Source organism: Erwinia sp. OLFS4 (assembly GCF_002752165.1).
GTDB lineage: Bacteria > Pseudomonadota > Gammaproteobacteria > Enterobacterales > Enterobacteriaceae > Izhakiella.
This window is the reverse complement of the sequence record NZ_MOMB01000003.1, coordinates 46,988-65,101: the sequence shown is the minus strand read 5'-3', so window position 1 is coordinate 65,101 and position 18,114 is coordinate 46,988. Positions and strand designations below refer to the sequence as shown.

Genomic DNA, 18,114 nt, shown 5'->3' with positions numbered 1-18,114 from the left:
CTGTGGTTTGGAACTTTACGGCCAGCGCCGGTATCCGCTGAGCAAAACACGCTGTTAATTGCCTGACTGCACCACTATTCCCTCCCGAAACCCTAATCCCGGCGTTTTTTGCAACGTTGCAGTTTGGAATGTGGTATCTGACACACAACAGGAAATTTTTATGAAAGCGCTATAAAAACGGTATTTATTTTTTGTTATAACGCTACAAGATAAATTAAACTATTAATAAATAGCATAATAGCAATAAATTTCATGGCATTAATAAACTAACTAACACGAAAAAGTATCATCCGGAATTTCCAGAAAACATCAAGGAGGACTTATGCAACCGCTAAAAAGCGACTGGCATTCTGCCGATATTATTGAAAAACCTCTCTGGCCGCGCTTTCCCGCGCTTCAGGTTTGAGCTCCTCTACGCTGGCCAACGCACTCTGCCGTCCCTGGCCGAAAGGTGAATGGCTGATCGCCAATGCCCTGGGCATCCATCCGGCTGAAATCTGGCCAAGTCGTTATTACGACCCCGATTCACACCAGCTGCTTGACCGTAAAAGATTGATGCGACCGCATTCTGCAGACAAAAACAGCGATAAACAGAATCAGCAGAGCTAAAAAAAACGGACGACCCAGGTCGTCCGTCATCAATTCTGCGTTAGCGCTGCGGGCGGTTTCAGAGCGTTTCTTCTTCGCCAACCCGATCAATATTGGCCCCCAGCATGCGCAGCTTATCTTCAATGCGCTCATAACCCCGATCAATGTGATAAATACGATCCACCAGCGTCGTGCCTTCTGCAATACACCCCGCCAGCACCAGGCTTGCTGATGCACGCAAATCCGTGGCCATGACCTGGGCACCGGAAAGCTGCTCCACGCCGTGACAGATTGCGGTATTACTTTCAATTTCAGCGTGCGCCCCCATACGAATCAGCTCCGGCAGGTGCATGAAGCGATTTTCGAAAATAGTTTCGGTAATCACCCCGGTACCTTCTGCCACCAGGTTAAGCAGGGTAAACTGTGCCTGCATATCGGTGGGAAATCCAGGATGGGGAGCGGTACGCACGTTCACCGCTTTCGGCCGCCGGCCGTGCATATCCAGCGAAATCCAGTCTTCGCCTACTTCAATCTCGGCACCGGCTTCACGTAATTTTGCCAGCACTGCATCAAGCGTATCGGGACGGGTCTGACGACAGATAACTTTGCCACCGGAAACGGCTCCGGCCACCAGAAAAGTGCCTGTTTCAATACGATCGGGCAATACACGATAGCTACCGCCACCCAGACGCGCTACGCCTTCAATGGTAATACGATCGCTGCCCATTCCGCTGATTCGGGCACCCAGGGTATTGAGAAAGTTCGCCGTATCCACAATCTCAGGTTCACGTGCCGCATTTTCGATGATGGTGGTACCCGTTGCCAGCGTAGCGGCAGACATTATCGTAACAGTCGCCCCCACGCTTACTTTATCCATTACGATATGCGCCCCTTTCAGGCGCCCGTCTACCGATGCTTTAACGTAACCCTCTTCCAGCTTTATCTGCGCCCCCAGCTGCTCAAGGCCGGTGATATGCAAATCGACAGGGCGTGCGCCAATAGCACAGCCGCCCGGTAGAGAAACCTGCCCCTGGCCGAAACGGGCAACCAGTGGCCCGAGCGCCCAGATAGAGGCGCGCATCGTTTTAACCAGCTCATACGGAGCACAGTAAATATCAACGCTGCTGGCATCAACATGCACAGAGCCATTACGTTCGACTTTAGCGCCAAGCTGGCTCAGCAGCTTCATTGTCGTATCAATGTCCCGTAGTTTCGGGACATTACGAATTTCTACCGGTTCTTCAGCCAGCAAAGCAGCGAACAGGATCGGCAGCGCGGCGTTTTTCGCACCGGAAATTGTCACTTCACCACTCAGCCGGGTTGGCCCCTGCACACGAAATTTGTCCATCGCTACTGTTCTCTGTTTACTTAATACTTATTTGCCGCCCGCCAGTCTGTCCGGGATCAGGCAAGCCAATTAAAAACCGTTCAGCTTACGGTCACGTGCCCATTCTGCAGGAGTGTATGTTTTGATGGAAACCGCATGAATACGGTTATCCGCAATATATTCCATCAGCGGCGCATACACTGCCTGCTGTTTTTTTACCCGGCTGAGTTCGGCAAAAATTTCGCCGACGGCAATCACCTGAAAATGGCTGCCATCGCCGGATACATGAACCTCTTCTAAGGGTAGTGCGCTTAAGAGCACAGATTGTATTTCGCTATTTTCCATGACCGTTCTGACATTAATGAATGATAACAGCCCCACATAGTAGAGGAATTTGTCTTTGTCTTAAACACGCAGAAAGCCCCAGCCTGAGCAGGGGCTTTCCAATAATAAGCATCGGATGATGACATCGCTATACGGTAATCATCACAGATTGTAAATTATACAACCCGATTAGCGCGCGCAATCTGTCGGTAATCCCGCTCATTTGCAGCGTCAGCGGCTGCTTTTTTGCCGTTTCGCGCAAATGGATCAACAGCGCCAGACCGGCCGTATCCACCTGTTCAAGGCCACTGACATCCAGCAGGCTGACGCCATTCATTAGATCTTCTCGCTGCTGCCATAAAGGCAGTAACGTTTCATGCGTCAGCCAACCACTGAGCGCCAGCTTGCCTTGTGCGCTTGTCCAGCTTAGCGACGGATTCACTGTTGCTTATCCAGGGTAATGTGCTGTGCGGCATAAGACTCGAGGCGTTGGGTTAACGCATCCACCCCCTGGGTCCGCAGGATATCGCTCCATTCGTTTTGTTTTGTCGTAATCATACTGACACCTTCCGCAATCATATCGAATGCCTGCCAGTTGCCATTAACACTGTTTTTGCGCCACTGAAAATCCAGACGAACCGGCGGCCGGCCATTAGGGTCAATAATGGTCACGCGAATAGCAATAATATTAGCATCACCCAGCGGCTGTGCCGGTGCCACGTTATAGGTCTGCCCGTGATAAAGTGCCAGGGCCTGGCCATAAGCCTGAGCAAGATAATCGGCAAAAGCTTTAAAATATGCATCGCGCTGCGCGGGAGTGGCCTGCTGATAGTAACGGCCCAGAACCAGCGCGCCGGCATATTTTATTTGCACATACGGCAGCAACTCCTCACGCACAATCTGACGCAGATAGTCAGGATTTTGTTTAATCTTCGGTTGCTCATTCTTCAGGCGGTTAAATGTCTTCGCTGCCGCCTGATCCATCAGTGTGTAGGGGTTGCTCTGATCGGTTGCCGCACTGGCAGTCAGAGGTACAATCGCCAACAGGGCGATAATCAGTAAACGTTTCAACATGCCAATCCTCATTTAGGCTGGGTGGGAGCAGACAATTCAGGCGGTGTGGTGCCCTGAGCAGGCTGCTGACCTTTTTTATTACTCTCGTCGTTGCTCTTATACAAGAACTGGCCGATGAGATCCTCCAGTACCAGTGCCGATTTGGTATCCTGAATGGTGCTACCGTCTTTCAGCATGGCAGTGCCCATGTCCGGGTCAGAGAAACCTACATTTAAAGCCAGAAATTGTTCACCAAGTAAGCCCTGCGTGCGCACCGCCAGCGAACTGGTGTCCGGCAACTGGTTATACTTATCTTCAATGGCCATGGTGACACGCGGCAGATAAGTTTTCGCATCGAGTGAAATATCCGTCACCCGGCCGATCACTACGCCACCGACTTTCACCGGCGAGCCGGTTTTCAGGCCGCCAATATTGTCAAAATTGGCATAAAGACGCCAGGTTGGTTCGTTACCCAGCGATTTCACATCTGCCACACGCAGGCACAGAAAAATGGCCGCGCAAAGCGCCAGAAGTAAAAAAATGCCGACCCAAATTTCACTTTTCTTTGTATACATTGCATCAGTTCCCAAACATCAGTGCTGTCAGCACAAAATCCAGCCCCAGTACCGCCAGTGATGCGTGTACTACGGTACGCGTTGTCGCCCGGCTAATCCCTTCCGAGGTCGGAATAGCATCGTAGCCATTAAATAAGGCTATCCAGGTCACGGTAATGGCAAAAACGGCGCTTTTAATCACACAGTTGACAATATCCCGCCGCAAATCAACGGCATTTTGCATTGCGGTCCAGAAAAAACCGCTGTCGATACCTTTCCAGGTTACTCCCACCAGCGCGCCGCCGAGAATACCAACGGCGACAAAAAGCAGCGCCAGTAGCGGCATGCTAATAAATCCAGCCCAGAAGCGCGGTGAAATAACCCGACGCAATGGGTCCACCGCCATCATCTCCATACTGGAAAGCTGTTCGGTGGCTTTCATCAGGCCAATTTCAGCCGTCAGGGCCGAGCCGGCGCGCCCGGCGAACAAAAGCGCTGTGACCACGGGTCCCAACTCGCGCAGCAAAGAAAGTGCCACCAGCATGCCAAGACTGGTCTCCGCGCTATAGGTGGTGAGCACCAGATAACCTTGTAAACCGAGCACCATGCCGATAAACAGACCGGAGACCACCACAATCAGCAGGGAAAGAACGCCGACGCTGTACAATTGACCGATAAGCAGCGGCGCGTGTTTACGAAACTCGGGCCGCCCTATTAACGCGTGAAATAACATCAGTCCTGCGCGGCCAAAAGCAGCGCAGCTATCAATACCGCGTCTTCCCAGCGAAGCCAGAAAACGAACTAACATGGTCAGATTAACTCCCTGATCCGATTAAATCCGGCAGGTATTCCCCTGCCGGAAAACGAAAAGGTACCGGTCCATCCGCAATACCATCAATAAACTGGCGGACACGGCTATCCGTATTGTCTTTTAATTGTTTGGCAGTGCCTTCAGCAATCACTTTCTGACCGGCAATAATGTAAGCATAATCAGCGATACTTAATACTTCCGGCACATCATGTGACACCACGATACAGGTGACACCTAACGCATGATTGAGTTCATCAATCAGTTTAACCAGTACGCCCATCGTGATGGGGTCCTGGCCGACAAAAGGCTCATCAAACATGATCAGCTCTGGTTCCAGTGCAATCGCACGTGCCAGCGCCACCCGGCGCGCCATTCCGCCGGAGAGTTCGGAAGGCATTAATCGCGCCGCGCCGCGCAGCCCGACCGCTTCCAGTTTCATCATTACAGTGGCGTGTAATAACGGTTCCGGCAGACGGGTATGTTCACGCAATGGCCAGGCGACATTGTCAAAAACAGTGAGATCGGTAAACAAAGCACCAGACTGAAACAACATGCTCATTTTCTTTCTGGCGCTATACAGACGGGAACGTGAAAGCGCCGGGATGTTTTCTCCCTGGAACCAGATCTCGCCGCTATCGGGCTGGAGCTGCCCGCCAATCAGCCTGAGCAAGGTGGTTTTGCCAATCCCGGATGGGCCCATAATCGCCGTAACCTTACCTTTCGGCACCGTCAGCGAAATGTTATCAAAAATGAGGCGGTCGCCACGGCGGAACGTAACGCCGCGTACATCAACCAGATTCCCTGGCGTCTGCTCCATAGTGACCTCTGTTTATCAGGTAATAATCATTAAGTGTAGATGGTAACCTATTAAATTCTGTTGCCACGAGTTTTACAGAAACTTACTGCACTATGGCAATCAAACCCGGCATAAGTTTTACTTTTTCTGTCCAGGGCGTCAGAATTACATCCATTATTATGACCTTATCTGCCACCGTCCATAGCAAAATGACGCTGGTTTCGCTGAAAGGATCTTTCATGCTCGTTGCGACCGCCCTTCTGGTAATCGGTTTGGTGCTGCTGGCCTATGGCGCTGACCGACTGGTTTTTAGTGCATCGATCCTTTGCCGCTCACTGGGGATTCCGCCAATTATTATCGGCATGACCGTAGTGGGTATTGGCACCTCGTTACCTGAATTTATCGTTTCACTGTCGGCAGCCAACCATGGTCAGCTTGATATGTCGGTGGGAACGGTCATGGGGTCGAACATCATCAATATTCTGCTTATTCTTGGCAGCGCGGCGCTGATTCACCCACTGGCCGTACAATCAAATCTTATCCGACGCGAATTACCGCTAATGTTGCTGGTAACGTTACTCAGCGGTTTTTTACTGTTTAATAACCATCTCAGCCGGATTGACGGCCTGTTGCTGATTAGCATGGCGATCGTCTATCTGCTGGTCACTATCCGAATTGCCAGACGCAGCCTCGATAACAACAGTGATACCCTGACCAGCGAACAGCTGGCGGAACTTCCCCGCGGAGATGGAGGGAACACCGTTGCCTTTCTCTGGCTGGCTGTGGCACTGATTATGCTGCCGGTCGCCACCAATATGGTGATTGATAACGCAACGGTGGTGGCCGATTATCTCGGAGTCAGCGAGCTGATCATTGGCCTGACCATCGTTTCTGTCGGCACCAGCCTGCCGGAACTGGCTACGGTGATTGCTGGCGCACTGAAAGATGAAGATGATATCGCGATCGGTAACCTGATCGGCGCTAACATTTATAATATCGCAATTGTTCTGGGCGTACCGGCATTACTCCACCCTGGCAGCATTGATAGCGAAGCGTTCGCCCGCGACTATTGGGTGATGCTGGGGGTCAGCGCATTGTTCATGCTGATTTGCTTACAGCGACGCCGGCGAATCGGGCGACTGACGGGGGCGCTGTTACTCGGGGGGTTTATTCTCTGGGTAGCCCTGCTTTACTTTTTTCCCTCAGAGAGCTTCTGGTAAGGACTGAATGATGCCCCATAGTGAACTGGAACCGGGTTTTGACTTCCAACTGGCCGGCAAAGAAGTGCTACGTATTGAGCGTGAAGGGCTTGAACAGCTGGATAACTACATCAACGATGATTTCAGCAAAGCCTGTGAGAAAATCTTTTACTGCCACGGCAAAATCGTGGTGATGGGCATGGGAAAATCCGGCCATATTGGTAAAAAAATGGCCGCCACCTTTGCCAGCACCGGCTCGCCGGCTTTTTTCGTCCACCCGGCGGAGGCCAGCCATGGTGATCTGGGGATGGTGTCCAGCAACGACGTGGTGATTGCGATTTCCAATTCCGGGGAATCAGCGGAAATACTGGCGCTTATCCCGGTCCTGAAGCGGCTGAGAGTCTCACTGATTTGTATCACCAGCCGCCCGGAAAGCAGTATGGGCGAAGCGGCAGATGTCCACCTGTGCGTGAAAGTGCCTCAGGAAGCCTGTCCCCTTGGATTAGCCCCCACCAGTAGCACCACGGCCACCTTAGTGATGGGTGATGCGCTGGCTGTTGCCTTGCTTAAAGCACGTGGATTCACCGCTGAAGATTTTGCGCTGTCTCATCCTGGTGGCGCGCTCGGCCGCAAACTGTTGTTACGCGTCGATGATATTATGCATACCGGAGCAGAAATTCCCCATGTCAGTCGCGATGCCAGCCTGCGCGATGCGCTACTGGAAATTACCCGTAAACATCTGGGGATGACGGTAATCTGTGATGATGTAATGCAGATTGCAGGCATTTTCACTGATGGCGATCTGCGTCGTGTACTTGATATGGGAATCGATTTTCAGCAGGCACGCATCGACAAGGTGATGACGGCGGGCGGTATCCGGGTGCGTTCTGGCATGCTGGCGGTGGATGCCCTGAACCTGATGCAAAGTAAAAATATAACCTCCGTACTGGTCGCAGAAGGTGACCGGTTGCTGGGCGTTGTTCATCTGCACGACTTACTGCGCGCTGGCGTGGTGTAAGCCATTAAACGAGAAAAAAAGCAAGATGGTTATGGTTGAAACCTGTTACGGCCCGGTAAGCCGTAGCGTAATGCAAAAGGCCCGCGCAATAAAGCTACTCATTTGCGATGTTGATGGCGTGATGTCCGATGGCGTTATCTATCAGGGCAATAACGGTGAAGAATTAAAAGCGTTCAACGTGCGCGACGGTTATGGTATACGCTGTTTGCTGACCTCTGGCGTGGAAGTCGCTATTATTACCGGCCGCAAAGCAAAGCTGCTGGAAGACCGTTGTGCAACCCTGGGAATTACACATCTTTACCAGGGGCAGTCAGATAAGCTTTTGGCCTTCGCTGAACTTGTGGATAAACTGTCGTTATTGCCCGAACACATCGCCTATATTGGCGATGACCTGATAGACTGGCCGGTAATGGCACAGGTCGGGCTGAGCGTCACGGTTGCTGACGCACATCCGGCTATGCTGCCACGGGCAGATTACATAACCCATCTTGCCGGTGGGCGTGGGGCAGTACGTGAGATTTGCGATGTGATTCTAATCGCACAGGATAAGTTTGATGAGGCCAAAGGGCAGTCAGTATGAGTAAATTAAAGCGCTGGATAACGCTCATTCTGGCATTAATCGCCCTGATTTTAATCGGCTGGAATATGGCTGATAACGGGCGTGAAGCGGACAATCAAAACCAGACGAAGCAGAATGAACCTGACTATACCAGCGATCGCTCAGATACCGTGGTCTACAGTCCGACCGGTTCACTTAATTACCGGCTGGTCTCCGAGAAAGTCACCTATTATACCAACGAGGCCGTCAGCTGGTTTGAAAAACCGGTAATGACCGTTTTTGACGATAATAAAGTCCCTATCTGGTCTGTCCGGTCAGATAAAGCCAGATTAACCAATGACCGCATGCTTTATCTGTATGGCCACGTCGAAGTAAACAGTCTGACCAGTACTTCTCAGCTGCAACGTATTGTTACCGATACTGCGGTAATTAACCTGACGACGCTGGACGTCACATCAGACGAACAGGTCACACTTTATGGTACCAACTTTAACTCTACCGGCATGAAGATGCGCGGAAATTTACGGAAGAAAACGGCCCAGCTGATTGAAAAGGTTAAAACCTCTTATGAAATCCAAAACGAAAAACAACATTAAGTTATTCCTGGCCGGTTCTCTTCTGGCTGCTGCCCTGCCGGTCATGGCGTTAACCGGTGACACCGAAAAACCAGTGCATATTGATTCAGAAAATCAGGCGCTGGACATGCAGGGAAATGTTGCGACCTTCACGGGTAACGTTATCGCTACCCAGGGGACAATTAAAGTGACCGCAGATAAAGTCGTGGTCACCCGTCCCGGCGGAGACAGCAATAAAACCATTATTGATGCCTACGGTAATCCGGCGACTTTTTATCAGATGCAGGATAACGGAAAGCCGGTGCAGGGACACGCCGCCAGACTGCATTACGAACTGGCGAACGATTTTATTGAGCTGACCGGCAACGCATTCCTGCAACAACAGGACAGCAACGTTAACGGCGACCGCATTACCTATCTGGTGAAAGCACAAAAAGTGCAGGCATTCAGCAGCACCGGCAAACGCGTCACGACCGTTCTGGTACCGTCCCAGCTGCAGGATAAAAACAAACACGATCAGGCTAACAAGAGTAACTAACGCTATATGGCAACCTTAATTGCAGAAAATCTGGCGAAAGCCTACAAAGGTCGCCGGGTCGTCGAAGATGTCAGCCTGGAGGTAAACTCAGGCGAAATCGTTGGTCTGCTAGGGCCAAACGGGGCCGGTAAAACCACCACGTTTTATATGGTGGTCGGTATTGTCCCGCGCGACGCCGGTCGTATCGTGATTGATAACGACGATATCAGTCTTCTGCCTCTGCACGCCCGGGCCCGCCGGGGAATTGGCTATCTGCCGCAGGAAGCCTCTATTTTTCGCCGGCTGACGGTTTACGATAACCTGATGGCAGTGCTGCAAATCCGCGCTGATTTAACCGCAGAACAGCGCGACGATCGGGCAAATGAACTGATGGAAGAATTCCATATTGGACACCTGCGTAACAGCCTTGGGCAGTCGCTATCCGGCGGTGAACGCCGTCGGGTCGAAATAGCCCGTGCGCTGGCAGCTAATCCCAAATTTATTCTGCTCGATGAACCTTTTGCCGGCGTCGACCCTATCTCGGTGATTGATATTAAAAAGATCATCGAACACTTACGCGACAGCGGTCTCGGTGTACTGATTACCGATCATAATGTGCGCGAAACTCTGGCGGTCTGCGAACGGGCTTATATCGTCAGTCAGGGTCACATGATCGCCCATGGGACACCAGCAGAGGTGCTGGCCAATGAACAGGTGAAACGCGTTTATTTGGGCGAAGAGTTCAGACTCTGATATGGTGTTTATCATGGGTCCGTTTTACCGGGAAATGACATCCTGACTATGAAGCAAAGTTTGCAACTTCGGCTAAGTCAGCAGCTCGCCATGACACCCCAGCTACAGCAGGCTATCCGCTTGCTGCAACTTTCAACGCTTGAACTTCAGCAGGAAATACAGCTGGCGCTGGAAAGCAATCCACTACTGGAGCAAACAGAAAATAATGACGAGGTAGACAGCCACGCCGTTGCGGAAAATGAAGCGTTAGACACCCGTGAAGCACTGGAGCAAAAGGACATGCCGGAAGAACTGCCGCTGGACGCGACCTGGGACGAAATATACACCGCCGGCACCCCTTCCGGAACCGGCACCGATTACCACGACGAAGAATTGCCGGTTTATCAGGGTGAAACCACGCTGACGTTGCAGGACTATCTGATGTGGCAGGTAGAGCTGACGCCTTTTTCTGACACCGATCGGGCCATTGCTACCTCGATTGTCGATGCCGTTGATGACACCGGCTATCTGACCGTGTCGCTGCAGGATATTCTTGACAGTATCGGTAATGATGAACTCGACATGGAAGAAGTGGAAGCGGTACTAAAACGTATTCAGCGTTTTGATCCTGTAGGCGTCGCCGCCCGTGACCTGCGCGATTGCCTGCTGGTACAGCTTTCACAATTTGTCGACGACACGCCCTGGCTAAAAGAAGCCCGCATGGTAGTCAGCCAGCATCTCGATCTGCTGGCTAACCACGATTTCCGAACTCTGATGCGGGTGTCACGATTGAAAGAAAAATCACTTAAAGGCGCAATGCGGCTTATTCAGTCGCTCGATCCGCGCCCAGGACAGTCAGTCAACACCAGCGAACCCGAGTATGTCATTCCCGATGTACTGGTCCGCAAAGTGCAGGGGCGCTGGTCGGTTGAACTGAACCCCGATAGCATTCCCCGCCTAAAAATCAATCAGCACTATGCCGCGCTGGGAACCACAACCCGTAGCGATAGCGACAGCCAGTTTATTCGCAGCAATCTGCAGGAGGCCCGCTGGCTGATTAAAAGCCTTGAAAGCCGCAATGAAACGCTGCTTAAAGTGTCGCGCTGTATTGTCGAACAACAGCAGGCGTTTTTTGATCAGGGTGAAGAGTATATGCGGCCAATGGTGCTGGCAGACATTGCCAGCGCGGTGGACATGCATGAGTCAACTATCTCCCGCGTGACGACACAAAAATATCTGCACAGTCCGCGCGGTATTTTTGAACTAAAATACTTTTTCTCCAGCCATGTGAATACGGAAGGCGGTGGCGAAGCCTCATCTACCGCTATTCGTGCACTGGTGAAAAAACTGGTTTCAGCGGAGAATCCGGCTAAACCACTGAGCGACAGTAAACTCACCAGCATGCTTTCGGAACAAGGCATTATGGTGGCACGGCGTACCGTCGCTAAATACCGTGAATCTTTATCCATCCCGCCCTCAAACCAGCGTAAACGGCTGGTCTGAACGCACTGATAAGGAAGCAACTATGCAGCTAAATATCACCGGGCAAAATGTCGACATCACGCCGGCACTGCGTGAATTCGTCACCGCTAAATTTGCTAAACTGGAACAATTTTTTGACAGAATTAATCAGGTCTATATTGTTCTAAAGGTAGAGAAGCTTTCGCAGATAGCGGAAGCCACGCTGCATATGAACGGAGGGGAGCTGCATGCCTCATCAGAAGAACGAGATATGTATGCAGCCATTGATGGTTTAATTGATAAACTTGCTCGTCAGCTCAATAAACATAAAGATAAACTAAAGCAGCGTTGACCTTAGCAAATAGCGACACAACGGGCACGGCGCCACATGGCGGCATTCCCGCCCGGTAACCCATCGGCTCGCCCTTGTGGCGAGCCGTTCATCAATCAGGCCATACGTTAGGTTGTACCTGACGCAAAGCTGAGCCAGGGTTCAGGGACGAGTAATGTTAAGCACGACACCAGGCGTAAAGAACACCTAAGTGAAACTATGATGAATACTGATCAAACACTGGAACTTAACTCTGTACTAAGCCAGTCCTGTACACGCAACGACGTACATTGTCAGAGCAAAAAAAGAGCGCTGGAAATTATCAGCGAGCTGGCTGCCAAGCAGTTAAACCTGCCGCACCAGACAATTTTTGAGTCTATTCTCACCCGTGAACGCATGGGCAGTACCGGTATTGGTAATGGCATTGCCATTCCGCATGGCAAGCTTGAGGAAGATACCTTACGCGCCGTCGGGGTATTTATTCGCCTCGACCAGCCAATTGCATTTGACGCTATTGATAATCAGCCTGTCGACCTGTTATTTGCACTACTGGTGCCGGCAGATCAGTGTAAAACGCATCTGCATACCCTGTCACTGGTGGCAAAGCGCCTGGCCGATAAATCGATCTGTCGTCGCCTGCGCGCCGCACAAAACGATGAAGAACTCTATCAGATAATCACAGAAGGTAATGAACAAAACCAGTAAGGCCAGCCGCAGTCACTCAGGAGAAAGCACATGGTGCTGATGATCGTTAGTGGTCGATCGGGGTCAGGAAAATCCGTTGCCCTGCGCGCACTGGAAGACATGGGGTTTTATTGTGTTGATAATCTGCCGGTAGAGCTACTACCGGCACTTGCCAACTCATTAACCGAACGGCAAACATCCGCCGCCGTCAGCATTGACGTGCGAAATATGCCGGAAACGCCGGAAATTCTGGAAACGGCACTGACTGATTTGCCCACAACGTTTTCTCCACAGCTGCTCTTTCTCGATGCGGACCGTAGTACCCTGATCAGGCGCTACAGTGATACCCGTCGGTTGCATCCACTTTCCAGCAAAAATTTGTCGCTGGAAAGCGCTATTGATGAAGAGAATAATCTGCTGGAACCTCTGCGTTCGCGGGCAGACCTGATTATCGACACCTCGGAAATGTCGGTACATGAACTGGCCGAAATGTTACGCGCGCGCCTGCTGGGTAAACGTGAGCGCGAGCTGACAATGGTCTTTGAATCTTTCGGTTTCAAACATGGCATCCCAATTGATGCTGACTACGTGTTTGATGTCCGCTTTTTGCCTAATCCACACTGGGATCCGAAACTACGCCCGATGACCGGCCTTGACAGGCCGGTTGCTGCTTTTCTTGATCGCCATACGGAAGTACATAACTTTATTTATCAAACCCGTAGTTATCTGGAGCTCTGGCTGCCTATGCTTGAGACCAATAATCGCAGCTATCTGACGGTTGCCATCGGATGTACAGGGGGCAAGCATCGCTCAGTGTATATCGCAGAACAACTGGCAGATTATTTTCGCTCACGCGGTAAGAACGTCCAGTCCCGGCACCGGACGCTGGAAAAACGTAAATCATGACTGTCAAACAAACCGTTGAAATAAAAAATAAGCTGGGTATGCATGCACGACCAGCAATGAAGCTTTTTGAGCTGGTACAAAGTTTTGATGCAGACGTTTTGCTGCGCAACGAAAGTGGTACTGAAGCCGAAGCCAGCAGTGTCATCGCCCTGTTAATGCTGGATTCAGCCAAAGGCGGCCACATAGAAATTGAGGCCAGTGGCCCTGAAGAACACCAGGCCCTGGCTGCGGTTATTCAACTGTTTGATGCCGGCTTTGACGAAGATTAAGCCGGCACGTTAGCGCAGTTTGTATTCACGCAAAAAACCTTCTCCACCCAGCTGGCGCATCTGGCGCATAATCCACAGCTGACGTTGACGCAAATATGCGGATGGTGCATCGGCGCGAAAGCGTAATGGGCTGGGTAATACCGCCGCCAGTAAGGCTGCTTCAGCCGGTGTCAGCCGGCTGGCTGGCTTATGAAAATAGTGGCGCGATGCTGCCTCAACGCCAAAAATCCCTTTCCCGAACTCGGCCACATTCAGATACACCGTCAGAATACGCCGTTTGCTCCAGACGGTTTCAATGCCCACCGTCAGCCCGGCTTCCAGTCCTTTACGTATCCAGCTATGTCCGTCCCACAGGAACAAATTTTTCGCCGTCTGCTGAGAAAGTGTTGAGGCACCACGCATCTGTCCATCATGCGCATCATCCAGCACGGATTGAATCGCGGCGACATCAAACCCCCAGTGCACAGGAAATTTCTGGTCTTCTGCAGCAATAACGGCCAGTTTCATCCAGGAAGAGATTTCATCGCGACCAACCCAGTCAGAATGGGCAACATAACCGAAATCACCACGCATCCATGCCCCAACCTGACGTTCTGCCATCACGGCAGAAAAGGGCACCGGCAGAAAAGCAAACAGAATAATACCGGCCGCCCAGGCCGCCAGAATAGTCAGCACACCGGTGATGAAAAATCGCTTAAGTCGCAATCCGCCTTTCCCTTTTCTCAAAATGTGCTCTCCGCGAATGAACTACTGGTAATCATAATTACACATAACCCTCTGTCTGCTTCAGCGGCAGACTGACATTGTACTTTCAGCATCGTAACGGTTGCCATCCGTTAATTTACAAAGGGTACAGATTCATTATTTGCTGTCCATAGTCTGATGACCAGGAGTATCAGTAACGGGGGTTAAGACAGGTAAAAGTTTCCCGGAATAAATGGTTGCAAATGACAATATTCACTTTAATTATTAGTTAAGCATTTTAATAAATAACAATTAACATTAGCTCGCTATTTATTTCAATATTCTGCTTTTATTCGAAAACATCACTTAATTATTCATCATTTGTTACGATACTTTACTATACAAATGCCACCTGATTTCAATAAAAATAGCCAGAGATCAATAGTGAAAACGGCGGCTTCCAGCCAAAAAAGCAGCCATATATTTTTCAGATAACCGGTTAACTAAAAATAAATCAGCCTTTAAATAACAACAAGATACAAGAAATATGACGGCGCCATTTTAGCCATCACTTACTGATAACTACTTAAATAACTTAGAAAAAAAGCTTAGTTAAAACAGTAACCGGTGTTATGATCACAAACGGTCAAATTCAGGCCAATCGCCCCTATATATTGATTAGCCGCTTGACAGTATCAGTAAATTAATGTTTCCTATACATATATGTGGTCCTGTATCACACATTTTAATGGTTTTTTCACCAGTGCAGACAAAATTTGCTACTGTAGTGATTAAATGATTTACCCAATACCGTTCGGCGCACATCGACTCCAACTTTGACAATTGCGACGAATAGAGTTTCCCTGGTGTTGGCGCAGTATTCGCGCACCCCGGCTTAGGCTGGGGTCATTTTTTTTCTTTTCCGGATAACCACTGGCGCAACACCTCCACATCATGCCGCCATTCTCGCTTTAGCTCTTCCACCCATTCCTGAACGTTATCCCACCACGCCGGTAACTCAGGCGTCTGGATTTGTTTCGCCAGCTGTTGTAAGTGCGCCAGCCCGACCGAACCGGCGGCACCTTTAATTTTATGCCCTTCTTCCGCAATCCCTTTCTGGTCACGTGCCATCAGATTGGAATCCAGCACTTCCAGATAGCCTGGCATCATCTTCTCAAAAATATCCAGACTCTGATAAACCAGTGAAGGACCGACTAATTCGATATATTGTTGCAGCACCGCCAGGTCCAGAACCCCGTGCTCTGCGGCATCGTGACTGACCTGCGGCAGGGTCTCTGCAGCAGGTGCTGCCTGATAACCCCAATATTTTTTGATCATCGCCGCCAGCGCCGGAATAGCAAGCGGCTTACTCAGCACATCATTCATTCCGGCATCCAGATACTCTTTTTTATCTTTCAACACATTTGCCGTCAGCGCGACCAGTGGCGGTAACTCTCTGCCGGCAAAACGCTGACGGATCGCCTTTGCCACTTCCAGTCCACTCATATCCGGCAGCTGAATATCCAGTAAGACCAAATCAAATTCATCGGGATCAAACATCGTCAGCGCCGCCTGACCGGTCATTGCCACTTCCACACTACTGCCCAGCTTTTCCAGTACCGAGCGGGCAACCACCACGTTAAGCTCAATATCTTCCACCAGCAGAACATTCAGAGCGGGTAACGGCGTCTCATCGTCCGTCCCGGCATCACCCACCTCTTCCTCCACGCGCGGCGCATGAATAGTTAATGAAAAACAGGCACCTTCGCCAGGCACACTGCGAACGCTAATATCACCGCCCATACTTTGCGCCAGCCGCCGCGATACCGCCAGACCAATACCCGTACCGGTCGCCGGTTTGCCACCCTGCTGGTCTTTCACCTGATAATACATTGCGAAGATTTTTTCCTGCTCCTCCTCCGGGATCCCCATACCGGAATCCTCCACCTCAAAACGCAAATTATCTGCGTCCAGGTAGGTAATTCGCACCACAATCTCACCCTGCTGAGTAAATTTCACCGCGTTTCCAATCAGATTCCACAGAATCTGGCGCAGACGGGTGCCGTCAGTAATGATTTTATGTGGCAGCGGTAACACCGGCGCCATAACAAACTTCAGCCCTTTCGGTTGCGCCAGTAATCCTGAGAGATTTTCCAGATCGGCCAGGAAGCCAGTAAAATCGATCGGCTGTAAATCCAGCTGGACCTTCCGGCGTTCAATTTTGTCCATCTCAATGACGTCATTGAAGATATTGCCAAGGGTAATGGCAGAAACATGGATGGTTTTCAGATAATTGAGCTGTTCCTGATTTAAATTGGTATCCAGCAGAATACGGCTCAGGCCGACGATACCATTTAGCGGTGTGCGTAACTCATGGCTTATCGTCGAAATAAAAGTTGTTTTTTCCCGACTGGCATTTTCCAGCGCATCCTGATAGCGCTTACGTTCCGTAATATCCCGGCCAAAACCCATCAGGCCGCTACGCTTACCAACCCGGTCATAATAAGGAACTTTTCGAATTTCAAAACAGGCTTTACGGCCGTCCGGATACTGCAACCACTGCTCATAAGTCAGCGAGACGTTGTGACGGAAAACCTTCTCGTCCGTTTCCAGAACTTTGGTCGCGGCTTCATTATCGTAAACGTCTTCAGGCGACAAGCCGATAAGCTGCTTTTCGCTCTTGCCGGTCAGCAGTTCCATCGCCCGGTTGCAACCGGAAAACAGCTGATCGCTATTGCGGTAAAAGACCAGGTCAGGAGATGCATCAAGAAACGAGCGCAGGAAGGTGGATTGCTGTTCCAGTTCAATCTGCGCCTGCTCACGCCGAGCCATTTCTTCTTTCAGCTTCTCCACCACCCGCAAACGGGCTTCCTCAGCTTTAATGCGATCGGCAATCTCCTGATTGAGACGGGTAATCGTCTCCTGTTTCTGCTGATTTAGCTCCATATCGCGCTGGCGCATTTCACCCAGCTTGTCCACCAGCCGCGCCAACCTCTGACGGGACTCCTCCAGCTGTTCCACCACCACCGAGAGGAAATAAACTGCCCAGGGCGTGATCAACAGACCAAAAAAAACCGAACGCACCACGTCAATACTTTCAACGCGGCCATGTAATAACATGGTCACTGCCATCTGGACGATTATCGCCAGAATGACCAGTGCTGAAGCCAGCAGCAGAGAAAAACGGACCAGTCCGAGCTTAACCATCAGGTCAACGTAATACTGCGCCAGCAATCTAATCTGTTTCATAGGTCTGTCCCGACACCAAAATGCTGTTAATCATACCGCATAACTGTCGCACACGCTTTGCAGCGATAGCGTGAGTTAGCCCTGCAGCGGGAATTTTCGACAGAAATCACCGATCATCTGCACCATTAAAGTGCAGCGATGGAATTATTTCGCGCAGGTTTTATCCGGCTATTGACTAATTTTCTTAACCGCATAATCTGAATATCCGGGTGTTACCCGCCCGTCTCACAATGCTGTTCACTTTCTGAACGATAACACCGGATTGTCGTCCTGCCATTCTTTTTAATTTTCGAATAATGATTCACAATAAACGCTATTTTAGTCACTTCTTCCCTGATTAATTTTACTAATACAGCACCCCTGTTTAATTCAAATAAGCATATAAATCAAAAACAGCTTTTTTACAGACAAAAAGCTGATTTTTTAGATGATAAAACCACATTAAAATAAAAAATAAGGATAAAAATACATACTGCC

At 50.4% G+C, this 18,114-nt stretch carries 20 protein-coding genes and 1 pseudogene; 12 read left to right on the top strand and 9 right to left on the bottom strand.

The annotated features are described in order from the left end of the window. The first annotated feature begins 322 nt into the window (after positions 1-322). Positions 323-609: pseudogene (locus tag BL249_RS01750) on the top strand (helix-turn-helix domain-containing protein). Positions 610-667: 58 nt separating this feature from the next. Here BL249_RS01750 and murA read toward each other — a convergent pair. From murA to mlaF, 7 genes are all read right to left on the bottom strand, one after another. Then, entirely contained in the window at positions 668-1,936 is a 1,269-nt protein-coding gene (gene murA / locus BL249_RS01745; RefSeq protein WP_099705431.1) for a UDP-N-acetylglucosamine 1-carboxyvinyltransferase, read from the bottom strand. A 69-nt stretch (positions 1,937-2,005) separates the two neighbouring features. Next, positions 2,006-2,260, bottom strand: a complete 255-nt coding sequence (gene ibaG, locus BL249_RS01740) for a BolA family iron metabolism protein IbaG (RefSeq protein ID WP_099705430.1) — start codon at positions 2,258-2,260, stop codon at positions 2,006-2,008. A 127-nt stretch (positions 2,261-2,387) separates the two neighbouring features. Next, a complete protein-coding gene (gene mlaB / locus BL249_RS01735; protein WP_099705429.1) occupies positions 2,388-2,681 on the bottom strand; it encodes a lipid asymmetry maintenance protein MlaB in 294 nt (97 codons plus the stop codon). Continuing rightward, positions 2,678-3,313, bottom strand: coding sequence for a phospholipid-binding protein MlaC (mlaC, locus tag BL249_RS01730; RefSeq protein ID WP_099705428.1), 636 nt, complete (start codon positions 3,311-3,313; stop codon positions 2,678-2,680). The genes mlaB and mlaC overlap by 4 nt, the downstream gene beginning before the upstream one ends. 8 nt (positions 3,314-3,321) lie before the next feature. Continuing rightward, positions 3,322-3,867 carry an outer membrane lipid asymmetry maintenance protein MlaD gene (gene mlaD, locus BL249_RS01725; RefSeq protein WP_099705427.1) on the bottom strand — a complete coding sequence of 182 codons (546 nt, stop codon included), beginning with the start codon at positions 3,865-3,867 and terminating at the stop codon, positions 3,322-3,324. A gap of 4 nt (positions 3,868-3,871) precedes the next feature. After that, positions 3,872-4,654, bottom strand: a complete 783-nt coding sequence (gene mlaE, locus BL249_RS01720) for a lipid asymmetry maintenance ABC transporter permease subunit MlaE (RefSeq protein WP_099705426.1) — start codon at positions 4,652-4,654, stop codon at positions 3,872-3,874. Positions 4,655-4,661: 7 nt separating this feature from the next. Continuing rightward, complete coding sequence (mlaF, locus tag BL249_RS01715; protein WP_099705425.1) at positions 4,662-5,474, bottom strand: phospholipid ABC transporter ATP-binding protein MlaF; 813 nt, start codon at positions 5,472-5,474, stop codon at positions 4,662-4,664. Between the two features lie 218 nt (positions 5,475-5,692). Between mlaF and BL249_RS01710 the strand changes: the two genes are divergently transcribed. From BL249_RS01710 to npr, 11 genes are all read left to right on the top strand, one after another. Then, positions 5,693-6,673, top strand: coding sequence for a calcium/sodium antiporter (locus BL249_RS01710; protein WP_099705424.1), 981 nt, complete (start codon positions 5,693-5,695; stop codon positions 6,671-6,673). 10 nt (positions 6,674-6,683) lie between these two features. Continuing rightward, on the top strand, positions 6,684-7,670 hold the full coding sequence (gene kdsD / locus BL249_RS01705) for an arabinose-5-phosphate isomerase KdsD (protein ID WP_099705423.1): 987 nt from the start codon (positions 6,684-6,686) through the stop codon (positions 7,668-7,670). A gap of 25 nt (positions 7,671-7,695) precedes the next feature. Continuing rightward, a complete protein-coding gene (gene kdsC, locus BL249_RS01700) occupies positions 7,696-8,250 on the top strand; it encodes a 3-deoxy-manno-octulosonate-8-phosphatase KdsC (protein ID WP_099705422.1) in 555 nt (184 codons plus the stop codon). Continuing rightward, the gene (gene lptC, locus BL249_RS01695) at positions 8,247-8,825 is read left to right on the top strand and encodes an LPS export ABC transporter periplasmic protein LptC (protein ID WP_099705421.1); all 579 of its coding nucleotides are present in this window, start codon (positions 8,247-8,249) and stop codon (positions 8,823-8,825) included. The genes kdsC and lptC overlap by 4 nt, the downstream gene beginning before the upstream one ends. After that, positions 8,797-9,342, top strand: coding sequence for a lipopolysaccharide ABC transporter substrate-binding protein LptA (lptA, locus tag BL249_RS01690; RefSeq protein WP_099705420.1), 546 nt, complete (start codon positions 8,797-8,799; stop codon positions 9,340-9,342). Before lptC ends, lptA begins: the two co-directional genes overlap by 29 nt. A 6-nt stretch (positions 9,343-9,348) precedes the next feature. Next, on the top strand, positions 9,349-10,074 hold the full coding sequence (gene lptB, locus BL249_RS01685; protein WP_099705419.1) for an LPS export ABC transporter ATP-binding protein: 726 nt from the start codon (positions 9,349-9,351) through the stop codon (positions 10,072-10,074). A gap of 48 nt (positions 10,075-10,122) precedes the next feature. Then, positions 10,123-11,556 carry an RNA polymerase factor sigma-54 gene (gene rpoN, locus BL249_RS01680; RefSeq protein WP_099705418.1) on the top strand — a complete coding sequence of 478 codons (1,434 nt, stop codon included), beginning with the start codon at positions 10,123-10,125 and terminating at the stop codon, positions 11,554-11,556. Positions 11,557-11,578: 22 nt separating this feature from the next. Next, positions 11,579-11,866 (top strand): ribosome hibernation promoting factor, encoded by a 288-nt coding sequence (gene hpf / locus BL249_RS01675; RefSeq protein WP_099705417.1) that lies wholly within the window; start codon positions 11,579-11,581, stop codon positions 11,864-11,866. A gap of 198 nt (positions 11,867-12,064) precedes the next feature. Further along, complete coding sequence (gene ptsN, locus BL249_RS01670) at positions 12,065-12,550, top strand: PTS IIA-like nitrogen regulatory protein PtsN (protein ID WP_099705416.1); 486 nt, start codon at positions 12,065-12,067, stop codon at positions 12,548-12,550. Positions 12,551-12,580: 30 nt separating this feature from the next. Continuing rightward, positions 12,581-13,435, top strand: coding sequence for an RNase adapter RapZ (rapZ, locus tag BL249_RS01665; protein WP_099705415.1), 855 nt, complete (start codon positions 12,581-12,583; stop codon positions 13,433-13,435). Continuing rightward, complete coding sequence (gene npr, locus BL249_RS01660) at positions 13,432-13,704, top strand: PTS phosphocarrier protein NPr (protein ID WP_099705414.1); 273 nt, start codon at positions 13,432-13,434, stop codon at positions 13,702-13,704. Before rapZ ends, npr begins: the two co-directional genes overlap by 4 nt. 9 nt (positions 13,705-13,713) lie before the next feature. On the opposite strand, the gene mtgA is transcribed toward npr, so the two are convergent. Both mtgA and arcB read right to left on the bottom strand, forming a co-directional pair. Next, on the bottom strand, positions 13,714-14,430 hold the full coding sequence (mtgA, locus tag BL249_RS01655) for a monofunctional biosynthetic peptidoglycan transglycosylase (protein WP_099705413.1): 717 nt from the start codon (positions 14,428-14,430) through the stop codon (positions 13,714-13,716). A gap of 864 nt (positions 14,431-15,294) precedes the next feature. Continuing rightward, the gene (gene arcB / locus BL249_RS01650) at positions 15,295-17,637 is read right to left on the bottom strand and encodes an aerobic respiration two-component sensor histidine kinase ArcB (protein WP_099705412.1); all 2,343 of its coding nucleotides are present in this window, start codon (positions 17,635-17,637) and stop codon (positions 15,295-15,297) included. Positions 17,638-18,114 lie beyond the last annotated feature (477 nt).

Excerpts from the sequence above, each read along its gene's own strand:
- murA (WP_099705431.1), bottom strand. The coding sequence starts at position 1,936 with ATGGACAAATTTCGTGTGCAGGGGCCAACCCGGCTGAGTGGTGAAGTG.
- ibaG (WP_099705430.1), bottom strand. The coding sequence starts at position 2,260 with ATGGAAAATAGCGAAATACAATCTGTGCTCTTAAGCGCACTACCCTTA.
- mlaC (WP_099705428.1), bottom strand. The coding sequence starts at position 3,313 with ATGTTGAAACGTTTACTGATTATCGCCCTGTTGGCGATTGTACCTCTG.
- mlaD (WP_099705427.1), bottom strand. The coding sequence starts at position 3,867 with ATGTATACAAAGAAAAGTGAAATTTGGGTCGGCATTTTTTTACTTCTG.
- mlaE (WP_099705426.1), bottom strand. The coding sequence starts at position 4,654 with ATGTTAGTTCGTTTTCTGGCTTCGCTGGGAAGACGCGGTATTGATAGC.
- mlaF (WP_099705425.1), bottom strand. The coding sequence starts at position 5,474 with ATGGAGCAGACGCCAGGGAATCTGGTTGATGTACGCGGCGTTACGTTC.
- BL249_RS01710 (WP_099705424.1), top strand. The coding sequence starts at position 5,693 with ATGCTCGTTGCGACCGCCCTTCTGGTAATCGGTTTGGTGCTGCTGGCC.
- kdsD (WP_099705423.1), top strand. The coding sequence starts at position 6,684 with ATGCCCCATAGTGAACTGGAACCGGGTTTTGACTTCCAACTGGCCGGC.
- kdsC (WP_099705422.1), top strand. The coding sequence starts at position 7,696 with ATGGTTATGGTTGAAACCTGTTACGGCCCGGTAAGCCGTAGCGTAATG.
- lptC (WP_099705421.1), top strand. The coding sequence starts at position 8,247 with ATGAGTAAATTAAAGCGCTGGATAACGCTCATTCTGGCATTAATCGCC.
- lptA (WP_099705420.1), top strand. The coding sequence starts at position 8,797 with ATGAAATCCAAAACGAAAAACAACATTAAGTTATTCCTGGCCGGTTCT.
- lptB (WP_099705419.1), top strand. The coding sequence starts at position 9,349 with ATGGCAACCTTAATTGCAGAAAATCTGGCGAAAGCCTACAAAGGTCGC.
- rpoN (WP_099705418.1), top strand. The coding sequence starts at position 10,123 with ATGAAGCAAAGTTTGCAACTTCGGCTAAGTCAGCAGCTCGCCATGACA.
- hpf (WP_099705417.1), top strand. The coding sequence starts at position 11,579 with ATGCAGCTAAATATCACCGGGCAAAATGTCGACATCACGCCGGCACTG.
- ptsN (WP_099705416.1), top strand. The coding sequence starts at position 12,065 with ATGATGAATACTGATCAAACACTGGAACTTAACTCTGTACTAAGCCAG.
- rapZ (WP_099705415.1), top strand. The coding sequence starts at position 12,581 with ATGGTGCTGATGATCGTTAGTGGTCGATCGGGGTCAGGAAAATCCGTT.
- npr (WP_099705414.1), top strand. The coding sequence starts at position 13,432 with ATGACTGTCAAACAAACCGTTGAAATAAAAAATAAGCTGGGTATGCAT.
- arcB (WP_099705412.1), bottom strand. The coding sequence starts at position 17,637 with ATGAAACAGATTAGATTGCTGGCGCAGTATTACGTTGACCTGATGGTT.